At 55.3% G+C, this 18,933-nt stretch carries 17 protein-coding genes; 10 read left to right on the top strand and 7 right to left on the bottom strand.

Features of this window, described 5'->3' with window-relative positions:
* The first annotated feature begins 239 nt into the window (after positions 1–239).
* The gene (locus AC0T7J_RS00995; RefSeq protein ID WP_473791518.1) at positions 240–491 is read left to right on the top strand and encodes a hypothetical protein; all 252 of its coding nucleotides are present in this window, start codon (positions 240–242) and stop codon (positions 489–491) included.
* Between the two features lie 102 nt (positions 492–593).
* On the opposite strand, the gene AC0T7J_RS00990 is transcribed toward AC0T7J_RS00995, so the two are convergent.
* The gene (locus AC0T7J_RS00990; RefSeq protein ID WP_010245468.1) at positions 594–818 is read right to left on the bottom strand and encodes a hypothetical protein; all 225 of its coding nucleotides are present in this window, start codon (positions 816–818) and stop codon (positions 594–596) included.
* Between the two features lie 540 nt (positions 819–1,358).
* On the opposite strand from AC0T7J_RS00990, the gene AC0T7J_RS00985 reads away from it, so the two are divergent.
* The 3 genes from AC0T7J_RS00985 to AC0T7J_RS00975 all read left to right on the top strand — a co-directional run bounded on the left by AC0T7J_RS00985 (position 1,359) and on the right by AC0T7J_RS00975 (position 3,695).
* Positions 1,359–1,604: a biofilm development regulator YmgB/AriR family protein gene (locus AC0T7J_RS00985; protein WP_473791516.1), complete on the top strand. Its 246-nt coding sequence runs from the start codon at positions 1,359–1,361 to the stop codon at positions 1,602–1,604.
* Between the two features lie 289 nt (positions 1,605–1,893).
* A complete protein-coding gene (locus AC0T7J_RS00980; protein WP_473791514.1) occupies positions 1,894–2,742 on the top strand; it encodes a manganese catalase family protein in 849 nt (282 codons plus the stop codon).
* 89 nt (positions 2,743–2,831) lie between these two features.
* Positions 2,832–3,695: an SDR family oxidoreductase gene (locus AC0T7J_RS00975; protein WP_473791512.1), complete on the top strand. Its 864-nt coding sequence runs from the start codon at positions 2,832–2,834 to the stop codon at positions 3,693–3,695.
* Here AC0T7J_RS00975 and AC0T7J_RS00970 read toward each other — a convergent pair.
* Positions 3,688–4,698 carry a UV damage endonuclease UvsE gene (locus AC0T7J_RS00970; RefSeq protein WP_473791510.1) on the bottom strand — a complete coding sequence of 337 codons (1,011 nt, stop codon included), beginning with the start codon at positions 4,696–4,698 and terminating at the stop codon, positions 3,688–3,690. The two genes, AC0T7J_RS00975 and AC0T7J_RS00970, sit on opposite strands and share 8 nt — an antisense overlap.
* Before the next feature lie 101 nt (positions 4,699–4,799).
* On the opposite strand from AC0T7J_RS00970, the gene AC0T7J_RS00965 reads away from it, so the two are divergent.
* The gene (locus AC0T7J_RS00965; RefSeq protein ID WP_473791508.1) at positions 4,800–5,165 is read left to right on the top strand and encodes an MmcQ/YjbR family DNA-binding protein; all 366 of its coding nucleotides are present in this window, start codon (positions 4,800–4,802) and stop codon (positions 5,163–5,165) included.
* 154 nt (positions 5,166–5,319) lie between these two features.
* Positions 5,320–5,496, top strand: a complete 177-nt coding sequence (locus AC0T7J_RS00960) for a con-10 family general stress protein (protein WP_473791507.1) — start codon at positions 5,320–5,322, stop codon at positions 5,494–5,496.
* Between the two features lie 110 nt (positions 5,497–5,606).
* Here AC0T7J_RS00960 and zinT read toward each other — a convergent pair whose 3' ends face one another.
* Together zinT and AC0T7J_RS00950 are read right to left on the bottom strand one after the other, a co-directional pair.
* Complete coding sequence (gene zinT, locus AC0T7J_RS00955) at positions 5,607–6,257, bottom strand: metal-binding protein ZinT (protein ID WP_473791505.1); 651 nt, start codon at positions 6,255–6,257, stop codon at positions 5,607–5,609.
* Between the two features lie 86 nt (positions 6,258–6,343).
* Complete coding sequence (locus AC0T7J_RS00950) at positions 6,344–6,757, bottom strand: VOC family protein (RefSeq protein WP_473791503.1); 414 nt, start codon at positions 6,755–6,757, stop codon at positions 6,344–6,346.
* A gap of 194 nt (positions 6,758–6,951) precedes the next feature.
* Here AC0T7J_RS00950 and katE point away from each other — a divergent pair, with 194 nt between their 5' ends.
* Positions 6,952–9,216 carry a catalase HPII gene (gene katE / locus AC0T7J_RS00945; RefSeq protein ID WP_010245500.1) on the top strand — a complete coding sequence of 755 codons (2,265 nt, stop codon included), beginning with the start codon at positions 6,952–6,954 and terminating at the stop codon, positions 9,214–9,216.
* A 139-nt stretch (positions 9,217–9,355) separates the two neighbouring features.
* Here katE and AC0T7J_RS00940 read toward each other — a convergent pair whose 3' ends face one another.
* Both AC0T7J_RS00940 and AC0T7J_RS00935 read right to left on the bottom strand, forming a co-directional pair.
* Positions 9,356–10,312: a D-2-hydroxyacid dehydrogenase family protein gene (locus tag AC0T7J_RS00940; RefSeq protein ID WP_045140397.1), complete on the bottom strand. Its 957-nt coding sequence runs from the start codon at positions 10,310–10,312 to the stop codon at positions 9,356–9,358.
* Between the two features lie 337 nt (positions 10,313–10,649).
* Positions 10,650–12,311: a methyl-accepting chemotaxis protein gene (locus tag AC0T7J_RS00935; RefSeq protein ID WP_473791500.1), complete on the bottom strand. Its 1,662-nt coding sequence runs from the start codon at positions 12,309–12,311 to the stop codon at positions 10,650–10,652.
* A 223-nt stretch (positions 12,312–12,534) separates the two neighbouring features.
* On the opposite strand from AC0T7J_RS00935, the gene AC0T7J_RS00930 reads away from it, so the two are divergent.
* Positions 12,535–13,791, top strand: a complete 1,257-nt coding sequence (locus AC0T7J_RS00930) for a mechanosensitive ion channel family protein (protein WP_473791499.1) — start codon at positions 12,535–12,537, stop codon at positions 13,789–13,791.
* 55 nt (positions 13,792–13,846) lie between these two features.
* Here AC0T7J_RS00930 and AC0T7J_RS00925 read toward each other — a convergent pair whose 3' ends face one another.
* Positions 13,847–14,143: a hypothetical protein gene (locus tag AC0T7J_RS00925; protein ID WP_473791497.1), complete on the bottom strand. Its 297-nt coding sequence runs from the start codon at positions 14,141–14,143 to the stop codon at positions 13,847–13,849.
* Between the two features lie 425 nt (positions 14,144–14,568).
* Here AC0T7J_RS00925 and treZ point away from each other — a divergent pair, with 425 nt between their 5' ends.
* Positions 14,569–16,353 carry a malto-oligosyltrehalose trehalohydrolase gene (gene treZ, locus AC0T7J_RS00920; protein WP_473791496.1) on the top strand — a complete coding sequence of 595 codons (1,785 nt, stop codon included), beginning with the start codon at positions 14,569–14,571 and terminating at the stop codon, positions 16,351–16,353.
* A complete protein-coding gene (gene treY / locus AC0T7J_RS00915; RefSeq protein ID WP_473791494.1) occupies positions 16,350–18,878 on the top strand; it encodes a malto-oligosyltrehalose synthase in 2,529 nt (842 codons plus the stop codon). The genes treZ and treY overlap by 4 nt, the downstream gene beginning before the upstream one ends.
* Positions 18,879–18,933 lie beyond the last annotated feature (55 nt).

The following is an 18,933-nucleotide window of genomic DNA, read 5'->3' as shown; positions in this document are numbered from 1 at the left end:
GATGGTAATGCACTTTTTTTTAAACGTTTTTTCGCATTGCCGTCAGAGTAAGCGGAAACGGGTTATTTTCGCCGCACTGCCGGAATATCGTCGATTTCTTCTTACAGTAAAGAATCTTATAAATTCACCGGCTGATTATTTTTACTTAAGGAAAATCTGACAACGCTTCTCTGGCATTCGGAGAGGTTTGAATATTACGGGCAGGCTGGTTATTCTGCTTTTTTAAGCATGGAGGGGTTATGGCAGACGACGATCGAATCAAACAGCTGGAAGAGGCAGTTACGCAGTTAACGGTTGAGACCACGGTATTAAAAGCGATACTCGGTCAGCAAATTGCGCTGAATAATCTCAATTACAAAGGGAAGTTTGACGATGTCCTGGCGGCGCTGGCGAAAGAGTATGCCGAACGCGGTCTGGAAGAGGGCAATAATCAGGCTATCCATGATGCCCTGCGTCAGTATATTAAATATGAGCCACCCGCAATGGAATAAGCGGACTTTCCGGCAGCGTCCGATGCCGGACGTTATCGGCGCCTGAACGCTGCCACCGCCCTGCACCGCCTCCGGGCAGCCTCAGATGAAACAGGTTAGTGTTTACACCTCGCTGTCACTCTCCAGCGCATCCTGAATTGCGTCGGCCAGATTGGCAACTTCATTCGCCACGGCCTGCAGATCCCAGGCGGTTTTTGAGCCGGTTGCTGAGGTGGAGGCGCTGACGGACTCCTTTGCCACTGACAGAGCAGCAGCCACAGCGACCGAACGTTTATGTTGTTCCTGAGTCATGCCCGCAGGCGGAATTGCGAAATAGTCGTGAACCATGATCATTTCCTTGTGATAAATAAGGGGTCAACCTTAGCCTTCTGCATCAGGCGTGGGAAGTGAATTATGCGGCATGGCCTGTCAGACGGCCAGGATTGCAGCAGCACACACTTTTCCAGCGCTGAAACCTGTACAACTTTGGCTGAAATCTGCGGAAAAAAGCGATTTTAACGCGTTAACGTGGCGTCAGCCATAATCTTCAGCCTTCTGGCCTGAAAATCGCCGCCCCTCCCAAAAAATCTGCAACTTACTGTATTTATTCAACTAACCCTCTTAAAACCTTTATTCACTTTAAACATACTTTTGAAATACACCACCGACCAGTTAAATTTTGTCAAATTTCATTGTACAAGTTTTCGATTCTTGTATAACTTTGTCACGTGATGTTAAATCACTTGTAACGAAAGGTGCTTTGCACCGCATCTGAAGGTGTTGTGGATTTCCACCTTCAGATGCATTTTTTTTGCGTCAGCCGGTAACCGGATCTGAATCGACGCGTTCTTCCCCCAATTTCTTATGAGGCCTGACATGCAAACAACGATGAATACAGAGTCTCAGATTTCTGATTACTTCATGAACTCTGGTACCGCGCTGACCACGGAAAAACAGGTTATCGCCGCAGTCCATGCCGAACTCGCCCATGCGAAAACCCATGTCTCAGATAAAGACATTGTGCTGGGCCTGATTCACCGCCTGGAGTGCGAGCGTGACGTGGTTAAACAGGATATTTACCGTCAGGCGCTTGAACATGTTCTGCAGCGCACTTCGGCGACCAACGGCAGCTAAAAATCTGTGTCTGTTATGAGGGAACGCGAATTAGCATGGATGCTTTTCCCGTCCGGAATCAGCCCCTGTTATGGGGCTTTTTTTATTTCTCCTGCACTGAATCACTTGTCCCCTCCTCACCGCTAAGATTGCCTGCCCTGCCGGACCAGATATAGCTCCGGTCTTTACTGTTTTCGCCACTTATTCAACCTGAAATTCCGATTAAATGCTCTCGTTTCGCTTTATTTATCCGTTATCTGTGTCCAGGCTTTTTCTGCATCCACTGCAAACACAGACGAGGAAAATAATCATGTTTCATCATTCATCAAAACTTCAATTCCCGGTTCGTGTAGAGAAACCCGATCCAGAATTTGCCATGCTGCTACAGCAGGCCATCGGCGGCGTCGAAGGTGAGATTCGTGTAGCGATGCAATACTTTTTCCAGGCGATGGGCGCGCGCGGTGATGTGCGGATTCGCGATCTGCTGATCTCGACCGCCACCGAAGAGCTGAGCCATATCGAGATGCTGGGCTACGCCGTGGCGCTTAACCTTGAAGGTGCCCCGCTCTCTTACCAGGAAGCGTCAGCGAAAGATCCGGTGGTTAATGCGATTCTGGGCGGAATGAACCCGCGCCATATCCTCTCTTCCGGTCTGGCAGCGATGCCGGTTAACGCCAACGGCGTGCCTTTTGATATGAGTCATATCTATGCGTCCGGCAACGTGGCGGCCGATATGCTGGCTAACGTCACCGCAGAAGCTACCGGCCGCGTACTGGCCACCCGGCTCTACAATATGACGGAAGATAAAGGCATGAAGGACTTCCTGTCGTTCCTGATTGCGCGTGACACCATGCACCAGCAGCAGTGGCTGGCGGTGATTGAAGAGATGGGCGGTCTGAACGCCTCGCTGCCAATCCCGAACAGCTTCCCGCAGGAGCATGAAGCGCAGGAGCACTCTTACTACTGTCTGAATACCTCGCTGGATAAACCGCTGCCGGAAGGTCGCTGGAGCAATGGCCCGGCTTACGATGGCCATGGTCAGTTCAGCGCGAAACAGCAGCCAGATATTCTGGGTGATGAGCCGCTGCTCGGCAATGCCCGTCCCGGTTCTGGTGCGCAGTCAGAGCAGATTGACGGCATTACGTCACCCAAGCCTTAACTGACGCAGGCGTACCGGTCCGGGCCACACCGCACGGTGTGACCCGGACCGGTTGTTTTACGCTAACGGATTTTTATGGAGGAATATTCATGTCATCGACTCAACGTCCGCACCCCCCTTTTACCGAACAGCAACAAACGCCGCCGGGTAAAACCGCGGCTATGCAGCCACAGCCCGATCATGGCGAGCAGAGTTATCAGGGCTCCGGCCGCCTGGCGGGGAAAAAAGCCATTATTACCGGTGGCGATTCCGGCATTGGCCGGGCTGTCGCCATTGCCTTTGCCCGGGAAGGGGCCGATGTTCTGATCTCTTATCTTGATGAACATGAGGATGCGCAGGATACCGCCCGGCTGGTTGAAGAGGCGGGCCAGAAAGCGGTTCTGGTGCCAGGCGATATTACCGAGGCATCACACTGCGCTGCGCTTGTCGATAAAGCCGTCGAAGCCTTTGGTGAGATTAATATTCTGGTGAACAACGCGGCGTATCAGATGACGCGCGAATCGCTGGACGAGATCAGCGACGAAGAGTTTGATCGGACGATGAAAACTAACCTCTACGCGATGTTTTACATCACTAAAGCGGCAACACGGCATATGCCTGCTGGTGGATCGATCATTAATACGGCCTCGATCAATGCTGACCAGCCGAAACCGAAGCTGCTCGCCTACTCTGCCACCAAAGCCGCCATCGTTAATTTCTCTGGCGGCCTGGCAGCCTTACTGGCTGAAAAAGGTATCCGTGCCAACGCGGTCGCGCCCGGTCCCATCTGGACACCCTTGATCCCATCGACCATGCCGGTTGAACAGGTGAAGAACTTTGGCAGTGAAGTGCCGCTGCAACGTGCCGGTCAGCCTGCTGAGCTGGCGCCAACCTATGTGATGCTGGCCAGTGACGAAGCCAGCTACATTTCAGGGGCGACGATTGCCGTGACGGGCGGCGTGGCCATTATTTAACGTTCGCCGATTCCCTGGCCCCTTCGGCCAGGGGATTACTTATCAGCTTCTGCGTTATCCCCCACTGAAAGAGCTGTTCCCGCGCCAGATTCTTCATTTTCACTTCACACATGATGTCGAAATCCTGAAAAGACAGCGCCCACGCATTCAGCGTCGGATTAAAGAAGTAGTCAGAGTGCGCCCGCAGCTTGCTTTTACTTACGCCCAGCTGCTGCTGATCGGGCCAGCCCTGCTGCGGAATAATGCCCTCCTGCGAAATCGAGTAGTGCAGCACCGGCCGTACGTCGCGCCAGGAATTGATCACCCGGGCAACACGCGCGTCATCGGGCTGAATAAACGCACTCTCTTTTACCCAGTGATGGTGAATATCCAGCACTACCGGACAGAGCGATGCTGCCTGCAGCACGTCATCCAGCGAGCAGGAGATCTCATCATTCTCAACCGTCAGCATCAGCCGCGCTTCCGGGCTGAGCTGATTAAACGACCGTTTGAAGCCGTCGAATCCCGCCTTGCCGTTCATATGAATGTTGATTTTAAAATCCTGAAAGGTCTTGCCATACCCCATTAGACAGGCGCAGAGCGTGTGATACTCCACATCCTCCAGCGCGCGAATCACCACATCGGGATTGTCGGAGGCGAGCACGGTATATTGCCCTGGATGGAATGAGAGCCGGATGTGATGCGCCCGTGCCAGCTCACCACAGCGGGCAAACAGCGGATAGAGTTCGGGCAGAAATGCGGTAAACAGTGGTGTGGCCTCAGGTACCGTATAGAGTGGCAACAGATCGCTGCCGATACGCATCATCCTGAGCGGTTCAGGTAAGGTGGCCAGATGTTCAAGTGTGAGGTAGAGATTGTTGAGATTAGTCACGGTGATTTCATAGATCAGCTGATGACGTTCATCATGCGATAAACTCAGAAACCGTTTACGGGTGGTGGCGCGAAACGGGAAAAACTGTTTGCCATCGCTGTTGAGATACTTACATGCAAAACCTAATTTCATGTCTGCTCCTGATTTATGCTTATCAGAAGTGTAACAGGCCCCCGCCGACCAGCCAGTCGCGGGCCGCAGATTCAGGCTGAATAATCACAGGGAGACTCACTATGCAGGGCCATGAAATCCAGCGCATCGCCATTGAAGCGGCTGAACGGCTGCCCGCCGCAGAATGCAGCTATCCATTCGGGCCGGAACATCAGGTCTATAAAGTGTGTGAAAAAGTGTTTTTACTGCTGACCGAACTGCGGGGTGTACCGATTATCACCCTGAAATGTGAGCCGCAGCAGGCAGAGCTGCACCGGGTGATCTATCCCTCGATCACCGCCGGTTATCATATGAATAAACGTCACTGGATCACGGTCTATCCCGGTGACGACCTCTCGCCTGGTCTGATTCAGCAGCTGGTTGAGGATTCGTATCAGCGTGTAGTGCGCGGTATACCCGCCTCGCGCCGGCCGGTCTGGGTGGGCTGAATCTCTGCTTATTCAGCATTATTATCAATAGATTAGCAGAACGCGAGCGCCGGCCATCCTGCCCTTTTGCTGGCACAATCCAGTCGGCAAACTAAACTTAACCCTGTGACTAGCTAGTCCTTCTTATCTATGGAACCTGATACGAGGCCTATCTATGACACAACAGAAATACCGGGGTGGCGCAGGCAACTTTGCCAATGACCCGGACCGCGCCAGTGCAGCTGGAAGTGCCGGTGGCAAAGCCAGTGGAGGCAATTTCAGGAACGATCCTGAAAGAGCCAGGGACGCTGGCCGCAAAGGCGGTAAAGTCAGTCGGCGCACCTCGAAGTAGATCTGAGTGAAGCGCTTCAGGATTTTATATGCCAGGGAGTGGCGACCTGTTGCTCGCATAAAAAACCCGCCGTCATGGGCGGGTCTGACAGAGACTGAAGCGACGAGCTATCAGTGATGCAGCATCTCATCCACTACCTGCGCATTGGTCATCTGATACGGATAGTAGGTCGGCCAGTTATCCATTTCAGCCAGCAGAGCCTGCTGAGACTGATTGCCCATAAAGATATGGAAATGTGCTGACTTGCGCGGTGCAATCGTATGGTCGCTGAACTGCACATATTTCGGCGCTTTGCTGTCAGCATCCTGGCATTCAAACAGGTAACGCACCCCTTTCTTTCCGGACGCATAGGTCAGGATCTTGTGGCCGGCATAACGGTAGTGACAGGCATTGACCTGCTCACCGATATGAAATTCCATCACGCCATTTTCGATGCCGATCGTGTCGACGTTTGTGGCGTAGCCTTTACGGTAATAGGCTTTAACCTGCGCGGCGGTTTTACTGCTATCCTGCTGCGCCTTCTTCTGCCATACCGGGTCCAGTTCGCCGCTTTCCAGCAGTGGATAGACCGACTGCCACAGGCCATCCCAGTCAGACAACGGACGGTCTTTGACATCCGCATCCGCAAATACCCCTTCCGCCGCTTTCTGCTCCATGGCTGACAACGGTTTGCCGTGCGAATGCCCGCCGTGCGCCGCCACCTGATGACTGATGAATAGCGCGCCCAGCGCCATCGCCCACTTGCCTGTATGATTTGCCAACGTCGCGATCCTCAATAGAAGTTACAAAATGAAATGTTATGATATAACATTTCCAACTTCAACCCCGAATTGCGCCCCGACGGCAATTAAACCGACGCATAGGCCGGGTCATCGTTACAGAACAGTGCCAGTTTGTTGCCTGCCGGATCGCGCAGATAAGCCACGTAGAAATTCGGGTTATAGCGTTCACGAATGCCGGGTGCGCCTTCATCTGTGCCGCCCGCCCGAAGACCCGCCGCGTAAAGCTCGTCAACCCGTTGACGTGTCGGTGCCCGAAAGCCTGCCATATTGCCATTACCCGGCTGTGCGGCTTCGCCATTCCACGGCTTTGCAATATAGACAGCACCCGGCCCGTTTTGCCGATCGGGCACGTCCGGCAGCGAAAAGATCAACTGTTCGCCATCAGGCTCAGCAAGATAACCCAGCGGCAGCAGCACTGCCCGATAAAAGCGACCAGAGAGCGCCACATCATTCGCACCAATAAACAGATAACTCAGCATAACCGCCTCCGGATAATGAATGTGGGTCAGTAATAAGCGAAACGCCAGCATGCTTTACTGACGTACGTTCTATTTTAGTCGGTCAAAAATAAGCACGACAATTCCAGTTAAATGCCCGGTTTAACCTCAGTATTGTTCAGGTTGTTCTATATTTAGTGTCGTCGAAAGTAAAATAACCGCTGGAGCATGGATTAATGTCGAAAGAAACAGAGAAAAAACCCCTTAGCGAGCGCGCGCCTACCACCGGTCCGGAATCATCAGAGCCGGGTCTGGGTTCACTGGCACCGAAGGATGGTTCGCATCAGCCCCCAGCCGAACCGACCCCGCCAGGTAAGCAGCCCACCGCCCCCGGCAGCCTGAAAGCGCCTCAGACGCACAACGCCAAACTTGACCAGCTCGAAGCCAGCCGCAAAAACGGCACCGACCGCGCCCTCACCACCAACCAGGGCACACGCATCGCCAACGATCAAAACTCACTGCGTGCCGGTTCGCGCGGTCCGACGTTGCTGGAAGACTTTATTATGCGTGAGAAAATCACGCATTTTGACCATGAGCGTATCCCGGAGCGTATCGTGCACGCCCGCGGCTCTGCCGCACACGGCTATTTTCAGCCTTACCGCTCCCTGAAAGATCTGACCAAAGCGCAATTCCTCAGCGATCCAGAGCAGACCACACCGGTTTTCGTACGCTTCTCCACGGTTCAGGGCGGAGCAGGATCGGCTGATACCGTGCGTGACATTCGCGGTTTCGCTGCCAAGTTCTACACCGAAGAGGGTGTCTTTGACCTGGTGGGCAACAACACGCCGGTGTTCTTTATTCAGGATGCGCATAAATTCCCTGATTTTGTGCATGCCGTTAAGCCGGAACCGCATAACGAGATCCCTCAGGGCCAGAGCGCCCATGACACCTTCTGGGATTACGTCTCGCTGCAGCCGGAAACCATGCACAACGTGATCTGGGCGATGTCTGACCGGGGTATTCCGCGCAGCTATCGCACCATGGAAGGCTTTGGTATTCACACCTTCCGCCTGATTAACGCAGAAGGTAAAGCGACCTTTGTCCGTTTCCACTGGAAGCCGGTGGCCGGTAAAGCGTCGCTGCTGTGGGACGAGTCACAGAAACTGACCGGTCGCGATCCCGATTTCCATCGACGCGATCTGTGGGAAGCGATTGAAGCAGGTGATTTCCCGGAATATGAACTGGGCCTGCAGCTGATCCCGGAAGAGGATGAGTTCAAATTTGACTTCGATATTCTGGATGCCACCAAGCTGATCCCGGAAGCGCTGGTTCCGGTTGAGATTGTCGGCAAGATGGTGCTGAACCGTAACCCGGACAACTTCTTTGCCGAAACCGAGCAGGTGGCGTTCCACCCGGGCCATATCGTGCCGGGCCTCGACTTCTCCAACGATCCGCTGCTGCAGGGCCGTCTGTTCTCCTATACCGATACGCAGATTAGTCGTCTTGGCGGACCGAACTTCCATGAGATCCCGATCAACCGTCCGACCTGTCCGTACCATAACTTCCAGCGTCAGGGCATGCATCGTCAGGATATCGACACCAACCCGGCGAACTACGAGCCGAACTCGATCAACGATAACTGGCCGCGTGAAACCCCACCTGCTGCAGAAGGCGGCGGTTTCGAGAGCTATCAGGAGCGGATTGAGGGCCATAAAGTGCGCGAGCGCAGCCCCTCATTTGGTGAGTACTATGCGCAGCCGCGCCTGTTCTGGCTGAGCCAGACTGAGGTCGAGCAGCAGCACATCATTGGCGCCTACTCGTTTGAACTGAGTAAAGTGGCGCGTGCTTATATCCGTGAGCGTGTGGTGGATCATCTGGCACGTATTGATACTAAGCTGGCGCAGGGCGTGGCGGATAACCTCGGACTCGCCCTGACGGATGAGCAACTCAACATTCAGCCCCCTGCACCGGTGAATGGCCTGACCAAAGATGACAGCCTGAGCCTCTATGCCATTCCGGATGGCGAGATTAAAGGTCGCCAGGTCGCCCTGCTGCTCAGCGATGGCGTGAAGGCGGCTGATGTGCTGGCGATTTTGCAGGCGCTGAAAGCGGTGGGTGTTCACGCCAAACTGCTGGCTCCGCATATGGGCCAGGTGCGCGCCGATGACGGTTCAGTGCTGCCGGTCGATGCGACGTTTGCCGGTCTGCCCTCTCTGACCTTTGATGCAGTGATGGTGCCGGATGGCAATATCGATGCCCTGCTGCTGAGCGGCGATGCCCGTTACTTCCTGCTGGAAGCCTACAAGCATCTTAAGGTGATTGGTCTGGTGGGCGAAGCGCGTCGCTTTAAAGCGCAGTTCGGTCTGGAAGATGCGGATCAGGAAGAAGGTATTGTGCAGGGCGACTCGGCGGAGAGCGCGCTGATGTCTGAGTTCACTCAGGCGATGAAAGCGCACCGCGTCTGGTCGCGCAGCCAGAAGGCACAGTCCGTCCCGGCCTGATGTCAGCGGCACGATGCCGCGTCACGAAATAAAAAACCGCCCCTGTGAACTGACCCCATAAAGTTGGACGGTTTATATCAGGCGGTTAACTGGCCTGGATTCGGTACTCTACCGGATTCAGGCTTTTTTGATAAAAAAATCAAAAATTAATGACATGTGAAGCATCACCTTCAAAAAAACGTATCACATTATCAAAAGCCGTTCTGAAATAGAGCGAATAGCTGGCCTTTTCAACGTATCCAAGATGTGGAGTGCAAAGAACATTTGGCATCTGTAAATAAGGATTGTGAGTGTTATACAAAGGTTCTTGTTCGTAAACATCCAGTGCAGCAAATCCAGGTCGTCCCTGTTTCAGAGCTTTATAAAGCGCCCCTTCACAAACCAATTCAGCACGACTGGTGTTCACGAATAAGGCATCTGTTTTCATCAGCGCGAGATCGGCTGAAGTAATATTCCCTTCTGTCGCAGCCACCAACCTCTGATGTACCGTTATGACATCGCTTGTTGCGAAAAACTGTTCACGGCTGGCAGGAACCACCCATCCGGCAGCGCGAGCCTCTTCTTGTGCTCGCAGACTTCCCCATACCTGCACCTGCATACCAAAAACGGCTGCAAATGAGGCGAGACGCTTACCTATTTTGCCATAGCCCAGAATACCTATAACCTGATTGTGGACGGCCGAACCTATCTCTGTTTGCCAGTGGCCCTCAGCCATCGCGTTCACCGACGAGACTAACTTCCTTCGGGATGCCATGATTAGCAACCAGGTTAATTCAGCAGGCGCAATCGGAGAGCCAATACCTTCAACAATGGCAACTCCCGCTCGGGTGCATGCATCAATGTCAACATTTCTCGCCAGCTTACCCGTCTGACTGATCAATTTAAGATGTGGGGTACGCCGCAGAAAAGCCTCATCAATGATGGTTCTTTCGCGGATCAGTATTAATGCTTCTGCACAAGATAACTCCTGATCTGCCCGTAAATCTTTGCTGAGGTCTCCCAGCGCTGAGCAATGAAACTTGTCATTGTGCTGGAGGAAACCCAACTGCTGAGTGGCAAGCTGATAGTCATCTGGAATTACAATATGAATGGCCATTCAAAAACCTTCTTTTTCCTGAAGACTATTAGCTTACAGCAAGATCAGACTGCATCACACGACCGGTCCCAAAGGCTGGAAAAGTTGCTGATATTTAAAGTTTTAATGTTGAAATATCAGACTTCATGCAGGGCATGCTATATCCGCTTTTTAGCGCTATCGTCTTTCCCGAAACTCATCAGTTACCCCCGCAGCGTACCGATCACGATAGTGGCACAGCGTGTTAGCCTGCGCCGCTGTTTAGCAATCAAACACCTTCCCGATTGAGCTCAAATGCAGTGAACTCAACCGGGCTATCCGATAACCATCAGCGCATATCTGGCTGACGGCCATCCATTCAGAAGGCCTGCCAGTTCTGGTTATCCGCTTGCGGGCTGACCGCTGCAGGACGAAGCTGGCTCACCATCGGCCGGGCCGGCACGGCGGCAAACGCCGCCTGCAGAGTGCCGGTTTTGAATACCGAGACTGTTTTACGCAGGTAGCTCGCCTGCTCCTCCAGTGAGGCGGCGGCAGTCGCGGACTCCTCCACCAGCGCGGCGTTCTGCTGCGTCACACCATCCATTTCCGAGACGGCTTTGCAGACCTGCTCAATACCCCGGGTCTGTTCAGTGGAGGATGCCGCGATCTCTTCGATCAGCTGCGTGACCCGGCTCACCGACGTCACGATGCTTTCCATCGCGACGCCCGCCTGAGAAGCATGACCGGCACCGGTTTTAATCCGTTCAGCTGAGCGGTCAATCAGTCCCCGGATCTCCTGCGCGGCACTGGCGCTACGTCCGGCCAGCGAGCGTACTTCACCCGCCACGACGGCAAATCCACGCCCCTGTTCACCAGCACGTGCCGCTTCAACGGCGGCGTTCAGCGCCAGAATATTGGTCTGGAAGGCGATACTGTCAATAATGGCGATGATACCGGCGATCTGATTCGAGCTTTCGCTGATCTGATCCATATTGGCGATGACCCGGGCGACAGTCTCTCCGCCCTGCATGGCCGTGGCTGACGCCTCTTTCGCTACCGTGGTCGCCTGCTGCGCATTGTCTGCATTGAGTTTCACCGTTGAGGTGAGCTGCTCCATACTGGCTGCAGTCTGTTCCAGCGCGGCAGCCTGCTGTTCGGTACGGGAAGAGAGATCGGTGCTGCCCGCAGAGATTTCCGCTGCGCCGGTAAAGATAGAGCGGGTGGCGTCATCGACCGACGTAATGGTTACCACCAGCGCATCACGCATCTGTTGCAGTTCCTGAATCAGCAGACCCATCTCATTGCGGCCTTCATGCTGAATTTCAGCGGTTAAATCACCGCCGGAAATGGCGCGCATATGGCCGGTCAGCCTGCCCAACGGGCCAATCAGCAATTTCTGCAGCCCAATCCAGACCGCGACCCCAATCACACCGGTAATCAGGGCGATAGTGAGCAGCGCCCAGAGCGCATCCGTCAGGCTACGCTGGTTATGCTCAGAAGACGCTTTCATCAGCTGGATGTTCACTGCACGCCAGGCTTCATAGGCACTGTCGAGCTGATCCTGCGCCGCCTGCGCTTCAAGGTTGCCGTAGCCCGGATAGTTGCCCTCCTTCAGAAAGGTAATGGAGGCCAGCATGGTGTCACGCATCTGCTGGTAGGCTGTCTGAACCTGCATCGACTGGGCTTCACCCTGGCCCTCTTTGCGCGGCAGCGCCTGCCAGGCTTTGAAGTCCGCATCGGCAGCAGCGGCAGACTGTCCAGCCTGCTCCAGCAGCGCAGCCATGGCTGCCAGTGATTTTGGATCCTGCTGATTTTTCAGGAAACGGATTGCCACACGGTTGATGGTGACGCGGGTTTTAATCAGGGTTTTTACCGCATCACTCAGGTGCTGCTGCTGCAGCGTAAGCTGCTCTGCTGCCACGAAGTTTTTGTCGGCTTTTGAAACGCCGTTGTAGAACAGAAACCCGGTCAGGGTCAGTAACACCATAAAGATCACCAGAACAGCAGCGATACCGTGAGTAATTTTAAGATTTTTAAGCATGTCCGCAGGCTCATATCAGAGAAGATAAAGCTGTTATCGGCCAGCAGAGCGTTTATCTGAGTGCGGCACCAGAGAAGATAACCATCCTCAGCACGCCGGATGCCGCGATGACGCCGTTACGCCAAAAAAAACGGTGCGGCTCAGCCTGAACGCATTCGGCGCTTAACAACCGCCCCCGGGCTGTGGTTGAATTCGCCCCTTATCTTTTTCGCACGTGGTGATCATGCATTACATTCAGAGTCTGATGAGTTTTATTGAGGGAAACAGGGTGCTGTCGATCAGCTTCAGCCTGTTGCTGCTGATTTTGGCCGGGATGGTCACTCACCTGATCTGCAAATTTTTCATCGTCAAAGTGATCAGGAAGGTCTTTTTCAGCAGCCACAAAAAAGGCGTACCGCTGGATAAAGATGTTCGCCTCTCTCAGAAGCTGTCAAATTTTGTGCCGGTGATTGTGGTCTACAATTTCCTGCAGTTTATGCCGGGCCTGCCTGAAAATCTGAAAGTGGCGATTCAGACCATCTGCGGCATCCTGTTTTTTGTTTATCTGTCGATCTTCTTCAATGAAGTGCTGGAGATTGTTAACAACTCCTATTCACGCAAATCAAAACGTAAGAATCACTCGATCAAAGGCTATATCCAGATTGGCAAAATCCTGGTACATATTATCGCCGCGATCATGATTCTGGCGATTATGTCCAACAAGTCACCGGCGATTATCATTTCCTCGCTGGGTGCGGTTGCCGCGGTCCTGATGCTGATCTTCCAGCATACGCTGCTGTCACTGGTGGCGAATATTCAGCTCTCCTCTAACGATGTGCTGCAACTGGGCGACTGGATTGAGATGCCGGACAGAAATATCAGTGGTGAAGTGATCGATATTGCCCTGCATACCATCACCATCCGCAACTGGGACAACACCATTTCGCGCATCCCCACTAAGAACTTCCTGACCGAGACCTACACCAACTGGCAGGCGATGTTCTCTTCGGGCGCACGCCGCATCATGCGCAGTTTCTATCTTGATCAGAAGTCGATTACCTTTGTAAATCAGGAGATGCTGCAGGCGATGAGCCAGATCCGCCTCGCTGGCGAATCGATCACTGAGTTGCTGGATGGCCGTGATATCAATGCCGTGGGCGACCGCTGGTTTATGGAGAACGGCATCACTAATCTGATGGTGTTTCGTAAATATCTGACCGCCTGGCTGGCCCAGCGTGACGACATCCAGAAAGAGATGTATATCGTAGTGCGGCCGCTGAAACCGTCGCCGGATGGGTTGCCGGTGGAGATCTACTGCTTTACCTCCTCTATTTTCTGGGCCGATTATGAAAATACTCAGGCAGCCATTTTTGAGTATATCTACGCGATGGCCCGCCACTTTGAGCTGCAGATTTATCAGCATCCGGCAGGATCCGATTTTGCCCGTCTGGCTCAGCCGCGCCCCGACAGCCGGGATGGGCAGCAGACCAGCGGACAGTAAACGGTGACGTGCGGTGGCGATCTGCCGCCGCCGTGATTAACGTTTGCTCAGCGCATCAACTCTTACTCAGCGCGTAGTTCAGCACTTTGTCATTTTTCATCTGTACGGTCAGCGTCTGCCCTTCGGTAGTGTTCAGGGTGCGCGCCTCGCTGTAGGTCCACTTCAGCAACCGCTGCCCATCCGGATAAGGTGTTTCACTGTCGGGCTGACCAAACAGCGCGATCAGCTGAGCTTTGGTCGTCTGACCGGCATGGATTTGCTGCAGATTACCGCTGTCCAGCCTGTGTCCGACCCGGTTAGAACAGGCGGAGACCAGCAACAGCAACGCGGCTAACAGAACTCTTTTCCTCACATAACATCCTTTTGAAATGTTCAGCGCCACAGGTCATTCGGAGCGCCCTGCGCCATCGCGCTTAAGCTTATAGCGAATCAGCGCCATCCGGCAGGCTTTTCTGCGCCAGCGCCCCTTCTTTCGCCCGCCAGACGCAGATTCACAGCAATTAACGGAAATTAATGCCCCTCCACGCCCCGCCGCCCTGCGATTGCAACATCTTAGTCTATGATTACTTTCTGTATGCCGCGTGGAAGCGGTCTCACGGCCCGTTTTCCGCCGCACCACGCTGAATACCAGTCCGGCTTTCTGACTGAAGAGACGCGCCAGCCCACCTGGCATCCTGGTCTCGCTGATAGCTTTAAGATTTTTGACGCTTGCGTCATCGACATCCTTTTCGTGCGGTGGCCACCATCGCGCATTTCCAGGCTAAATGAGGCAACTGAATGGAATCCAAATCTTTTTTTAAAAGTTGGGGCGCTGAACGGGTTGCCAGTGACGAGGTGCGTTTCCGCCTCTGGGCAACCGGTCAGCAACGCGTGACGCTGCGGCTCTCCGGCAAAGACATTGAAATGACACCGCAGGGTGACGGCTGGTTCGAAACCCAGGTCGCCGGTGTGGCAGCGAACGCCGAGTATGATTTTGTGCTGGCAGATGGCACAGCGGTGCCCGATCCCGCCGCCCGGGCGCAGAAAGCAGAGGTCAATGGCCCGTCGCTGGTGATCGATCCTGACGCTTATCTGTGGCAGAACACGAGCTGGAAGGGTCGTCCGTGGCAGGAGTCGGTGGTGTATGAACTGCACATCGGCACCTTTACGCCTGATGGTACCTTCCGCGCGGCGATTGAGAAACTGCCGATGCTGGCTGAAACCGGTATCACCATGATTGAAGTGCTGCCAGTGTCGCAGTTTGGCGGTAATCGCGGCTGGGGCTACGATGGCGTGCTGCTTTATGCACCGCATGCCGCCTACGGTACACCCGATGATTTTAAAGCCTTTATTGATGCAGCACACGGCCAGGGTCTGTCGGTGGTGCTGGATATCGTGCTGAACCACTTCGGCCCGGAGGGCAATTATCTGCCGCTGCTCTCGCCAGACTTCTTCCACAAAGAGCGCCAGACGCCGTGGGGCGCCGGTATTGCCTATGATGTTGATGCGGTGCGCCGCTATATCGTGGAAGCGCCACTCTACTGGCTGCAGGAGTTTAATCTGGACGGCTTGCGCTTTGACGCCATCGATCAGATTGACGATCCCAGCGAAAAACATGTACTGATTGATATTGCTGAGCGCATCCGCGCCACGATTACCGACCGCCCTATTCATCTGACTACCGAAGATTGCCGTAACGTCACCTTCCTGCATCCGCGCGACGAAAACGGGGACGCTCCGCTGTTTACCGGCGAATGGAACGATGACTTCCACAACGCCGTGCATGTGCTGGCAACCGGTGAAAGCCACGCCTATTACCAGGATTTCGCCGACCAGCCGGAACAGCGGGTGGCGCGGGCGCTGGCAGAAGGCTTTGTCTATCAGGGCGAAGTCTCGCCGCAGTCGGGCGAGCCACGCGGCGTGAAAAGCAGCAGCCAGCCGCCGGTCGCCTTTGTTGACTTTATTCAGAACCATGACCAGACGGGCAACCGTGCGCAGGGCGAAAGGCTCATCAGCCTGGCCGGCGCAGAGCGCACCCAGGTGCTGCTGGCGATGTTACTGGTCTCGCCTCATATTCCGCTGCTGTTTATGGGTGAAGAGTATGGCGAAACCCGGCCGTTCCTGTTCTTCACCGATTTCCACGGCGATCTGGCCAAAGCGGTGCGTGAAGGGCGCGCCAGAGAGTTTGAAGGCCATGCCGGTCACGGCGAAACCGTGCCGGATCCCAACGATGTCACCACCTTTGAACAGTCGAAACTTAACTGGCAGCGAACAGAAACGCCGGAAGGTCAGCAGTGGCTGGCGCTGACGCGTCAGCTGCTGGCCCTGCGTCAGCAACATATCGTGCCGCTGCTGCAGACCGCCGGTGGCGATGCCGGTCAGGTGGTGAAAACAGCGGAAGGTTTCCTCGCCGTGCGCTGGGACTTCCCGCAGGGCACGCTGTCACTGGCGCTGAACGTCGGCAACAGCACACAGCCGATCCCCGATCTGCCAGGCGAAACGCTGTTTGCCTGGCCGCAGGCCGCCACCGAACTGATTCCCAACGCTATCGTGGTGCGTCTGGCTAAGAGAGAAGCAGAATGAATATTCCAACCGCAACGTACCGCATACAGTTCCGCAACGGCATGACGTTTGACCGTGCGGCGGCGCTGGTGCCCTACCTGAAACAGCTGGGTATCAGCCATCTTTACGCGTCGCCCGTTTTCAGCGCCACCGCGGAGTCGACCCACGGCTATGACGTCACCGACGTTAACCAGATCGAGCCGTCGATTGGCGGCCGTGAAGGCTTTGATCGCATGGCTGCCGCGCTGAAAGCCGCCGGGCTGGGGCTGATCCTCGACATCGTGCCTAACCATATGGCCGCCTCGCTGGAGAACCCGTGGTGGCGCGACGTCATTGAGCATGGCCAACAGAGTCGCTATGCGCATTACTTCGATATCGACTGGTCGCGCCGCCTGACGCTGCCGTTCCTCGGTGACACCTTTGAGGCGGTGCTGGCCAACGGCGAGATCAGCGTGAAGCGCGATCCGCAGACCGGCAAACCGGCACTGGCCTACTTTGACAATTTCTATCCGCTGGCACCTGATACCTGGCAGGGTCGGGAAGAGGCCGTGCTCGCCCTGCGCGACGCAGCAGAGATTGCTGAACTGCATGACCAGCAGCCGTGGCGGCTGATGTCGTGGCGCGATGCGCCCAACGATCTCTCCTACCGTCGCTTCTTTGAAGTCACCGGTCTGGTGGGCGTGCGCGTGGAAGACAAAACGGTCTTCGATGCCGCGCATCAGCTGATCCTGGAACTGGTTCACAGCGGTGCGGTGCAGGGATTACGCGTCGACCATGTGGATGGCCTGGCCGATCCGCACGGCTATCTGGAGCAGTTACGCCAGGCTGCCGGTCCCGACTGCTATCTCACTGTGGAGAAAATCCTGGGTGACAACGAACAGCTACCCGATGCGTGGCCGGTTTCCGGCACCACCGGATATGAATTTATGGCCGCGCTCGCCAATCTGCTGGTCGACAGCGATCAGCTGAGCGGACTGCGCAAAGCGTATCAGGCCGTCATCGGCAAAACCGTTGATATGAAAGCGGAGCTGCGCGCCGCCAAACTGCTGATGGCGAATCGCAATTTTGCCGGTGAATTTAACCGGTTACTGCAGCTGGCACTGAAGATTGCCGATGCAGAAGGCACGCCACTACCGGAAGCGGAACTGAAGAATGCGCTGCGTGAACTGCTGGTGGCGTTCCCGGTCTATCGCACCTACGGTACGCCGCAGGGCCTGACGCCAGCCGACACCGCGCTGTTGCACCAGGTGGTCAGCGACGTCAAAGCCAGTGCCCATGCGCCCGACAGTCAGGCGCTTGACTTCCTGACCCATATTCTGCGCGCAGAGGTTGATGAAGCTGCTCGCGACGATGCTACGCAATTCCGCACCCGCTTCCAGCAGCTGACCGGACCGCTGATGGCGAAATCGGTGGAAGATACCCTCTTCTTCCGTCAGCACATGGCGCTGGCGCTGAATGAAGTGGGCGCTGAACCGCTGGCGCGCCACTTCTCGCTGGACCAGTTCCATGCGGAAATGCAGGCGCGGCGTGCACATCAGCCCGATGCACTGTCCGGCACCTCCACGCACGACACCAAGCGCGGTGAAGATGCGCGCGCGCGGCTCTATACCCTGACCGAAGCGCCGCAACGCTGGGCGGATTGCGTCAACCGCTGGCGGGAGATGAACCACGATCAGGTCGTACGCCTGAAAGATGGTCCGGCACCCGAACCGGCCGTGGAGTGGATGCTGTATGAAGCGCTGGCGGGCGTCTGGCCAACCACCCTGCAGCCGCAGGATGCGGAAGGTCTGGCGGCGCTGGAAGCCCGCTTTGTGGTCTATGTGGAAAAAGCACTGCGTGAAGCCAAGCTGCGTACCGACTGGGCAGACAACAACGACGCCTATGAAGAGGCGGTGCTGGGCTATGCCCGTCACCTGCTTGCGCCTGCCAACAGCACCTTCCTCAATGACTTCTGCCAGTCGCTGCAACCCTTTATGCGTGCCGGTCTGGTTAACAGCCTGACCCAGACGGTGGTGAAGCTTACGGCGCCTGGCGTACCCGATATTTATCAGGGCAGCGAGGCGCTGGACTTCAGTCTGGTCGATCCCGATAACCGCCGCGAACCCGATTTCGACGCGCTGGCGGCGATGCTTAACGCGCCACAGCACGACGGCAGTGAGGCGCACTGGCTACGAGGTCAGGTCAATCAGCAGGCGATTGTGAAGCTGCTGACACTGCGTCAGCAGCAGCCTGCCCTGTTCCGCCACGGTGACTATCTGGCACTGTCGGCAGAGGGCGAGCAGCAGAATAATGTGCTGGCCTTTGCCCGTACCGAACAGGATCAGGCGGTGATAGTGGTTGTGTCACGCCGGGTCTTTAACCAGCTGCCGGACAATCTCGACCAGCCGCCCGCTGCGCGCTGGGCTGACACGGTCATTGCGCTGCCCACCGCACTGGGCCAGCGCCGCTACCAGGATGTGCTGACCGGTAAAACGGTTGCCGCGGGCGACCAGCTGCCGCTTACCGGGCTTGCATCGCAGTGGTGTGCCGTGCTGGTGGCACAGTGAATTACGGAAAGAACTTTTTTTATTACGCGTCAATCTGTTCATTGAATAACGAGGC

It is taken from the genome of Pantoea sp. E956-1, assembly GCF_982223955.1.
The sequence above is the reverse complement of the archived record's forward strand: the minus strand, read 5'-3'. Positions and strand labels throughout refer to the sequence as shown.

Coding starts and splice junctions, on each gene's coding strand:
- AC0T7J_RS00995 (WP_473791518.1), top strand. CDS start 240: ATGGCAGACGACGATCGAATCAAACAGCTGGAAGAGGCAGTTACGCAG.
- AC0T7J_RS00990 (WP_010245468.1), bottom strand. CDS start 818: ATGGTTCACGACTATTTCGCAATTCCGCCTGCGGGCATGACTCAGGAA.
- AC0T7J_RS00985 (WP_473791516.1), top strand. CDS start 1,359: ATGAATACAGAGTCTCAGATTTCTGATTACTTCATGAACTCTGGTACC.
- AC0T7J_RS00980 (WP_473791514.1), top strand. CDS start 1,894: ATGTTTCATCATTCATCAAAACTTCAATTCCCGGTTCGTGTAGAGAAA.
- AC0T7J_RS00975 (WP_473791512.1), top strand. CDS start 2,832: ATGTCATCGACTCAACGTCCGCACCCCCCTTTTACCGAACAGCAACAA.
- AC0T7J_RS00970 (WP_473791510.1), bottom strand. CDS start 4,698: ATGAAATTAGGTTTTGCATGTAAGTATCTCAACAGCGATGGCAAACAG.
- AC0T7J_RS00965 (WP_473791508.1), top strand. CDS start 4,800: ATGCAGGGCCATGAAATCCAGCGCATCGCCATTGAAGCGGCTGAACGG.
- AC0T7J_RS00960 (WP_473791507.1), top strand. CDS start 5,320: ATGACACAACAGAAATACCGGGGTGGCGCAGGCAACTTTGCCAATGAC.
- AC0T7J_RS00950 (WP_473791503.1), bottom strand. CDS start 6,757: ATGCTGAGTTATCTGTTTATTGGTGCGAATGATGTGGCGCTCTCTGGT.
- katE (WP_010245500.1), top strand. CDS start 6,952: ATGTCGAAAGAAACAGAGAAAAAACCCCTTAGCGAGCGCGCGCCTACC.
- AC0T7J_RS00940 (WP_045140397.1), bottom strand. CDS start 10,312: ATGGCCATTCATATTGTAATTCCAGATGACTATCAGCTTGCCACTCAG.
- AC0T7J_RS00935 (WP_473791500.1), bottom strand. CDS start 12,311: ATGCTTAAAAATCTTAAAATTACTCACGGTATCGCTGCTGTTCTGGTG.
- AC0T7J_RS00930 (WP_473791499.1), top strand. CDS start 12,535: ATGCATTACATTCAGAGTCTGATGAGTTTTATTGAGGGAAACAGGGTG.
- treZ (WP_473791496.1), top strand. CDS start 14,569: ATGGAATCCAAATCTTTTTTTAAAAGTTGGGGCGCTGAACGGGTTGCC.
- treY (WP_473791494.1), top strand. CDS start 16,350: ATGAATATTCCAACCGCAACGTACCGCATACAGTTCCGCAACGGCATG.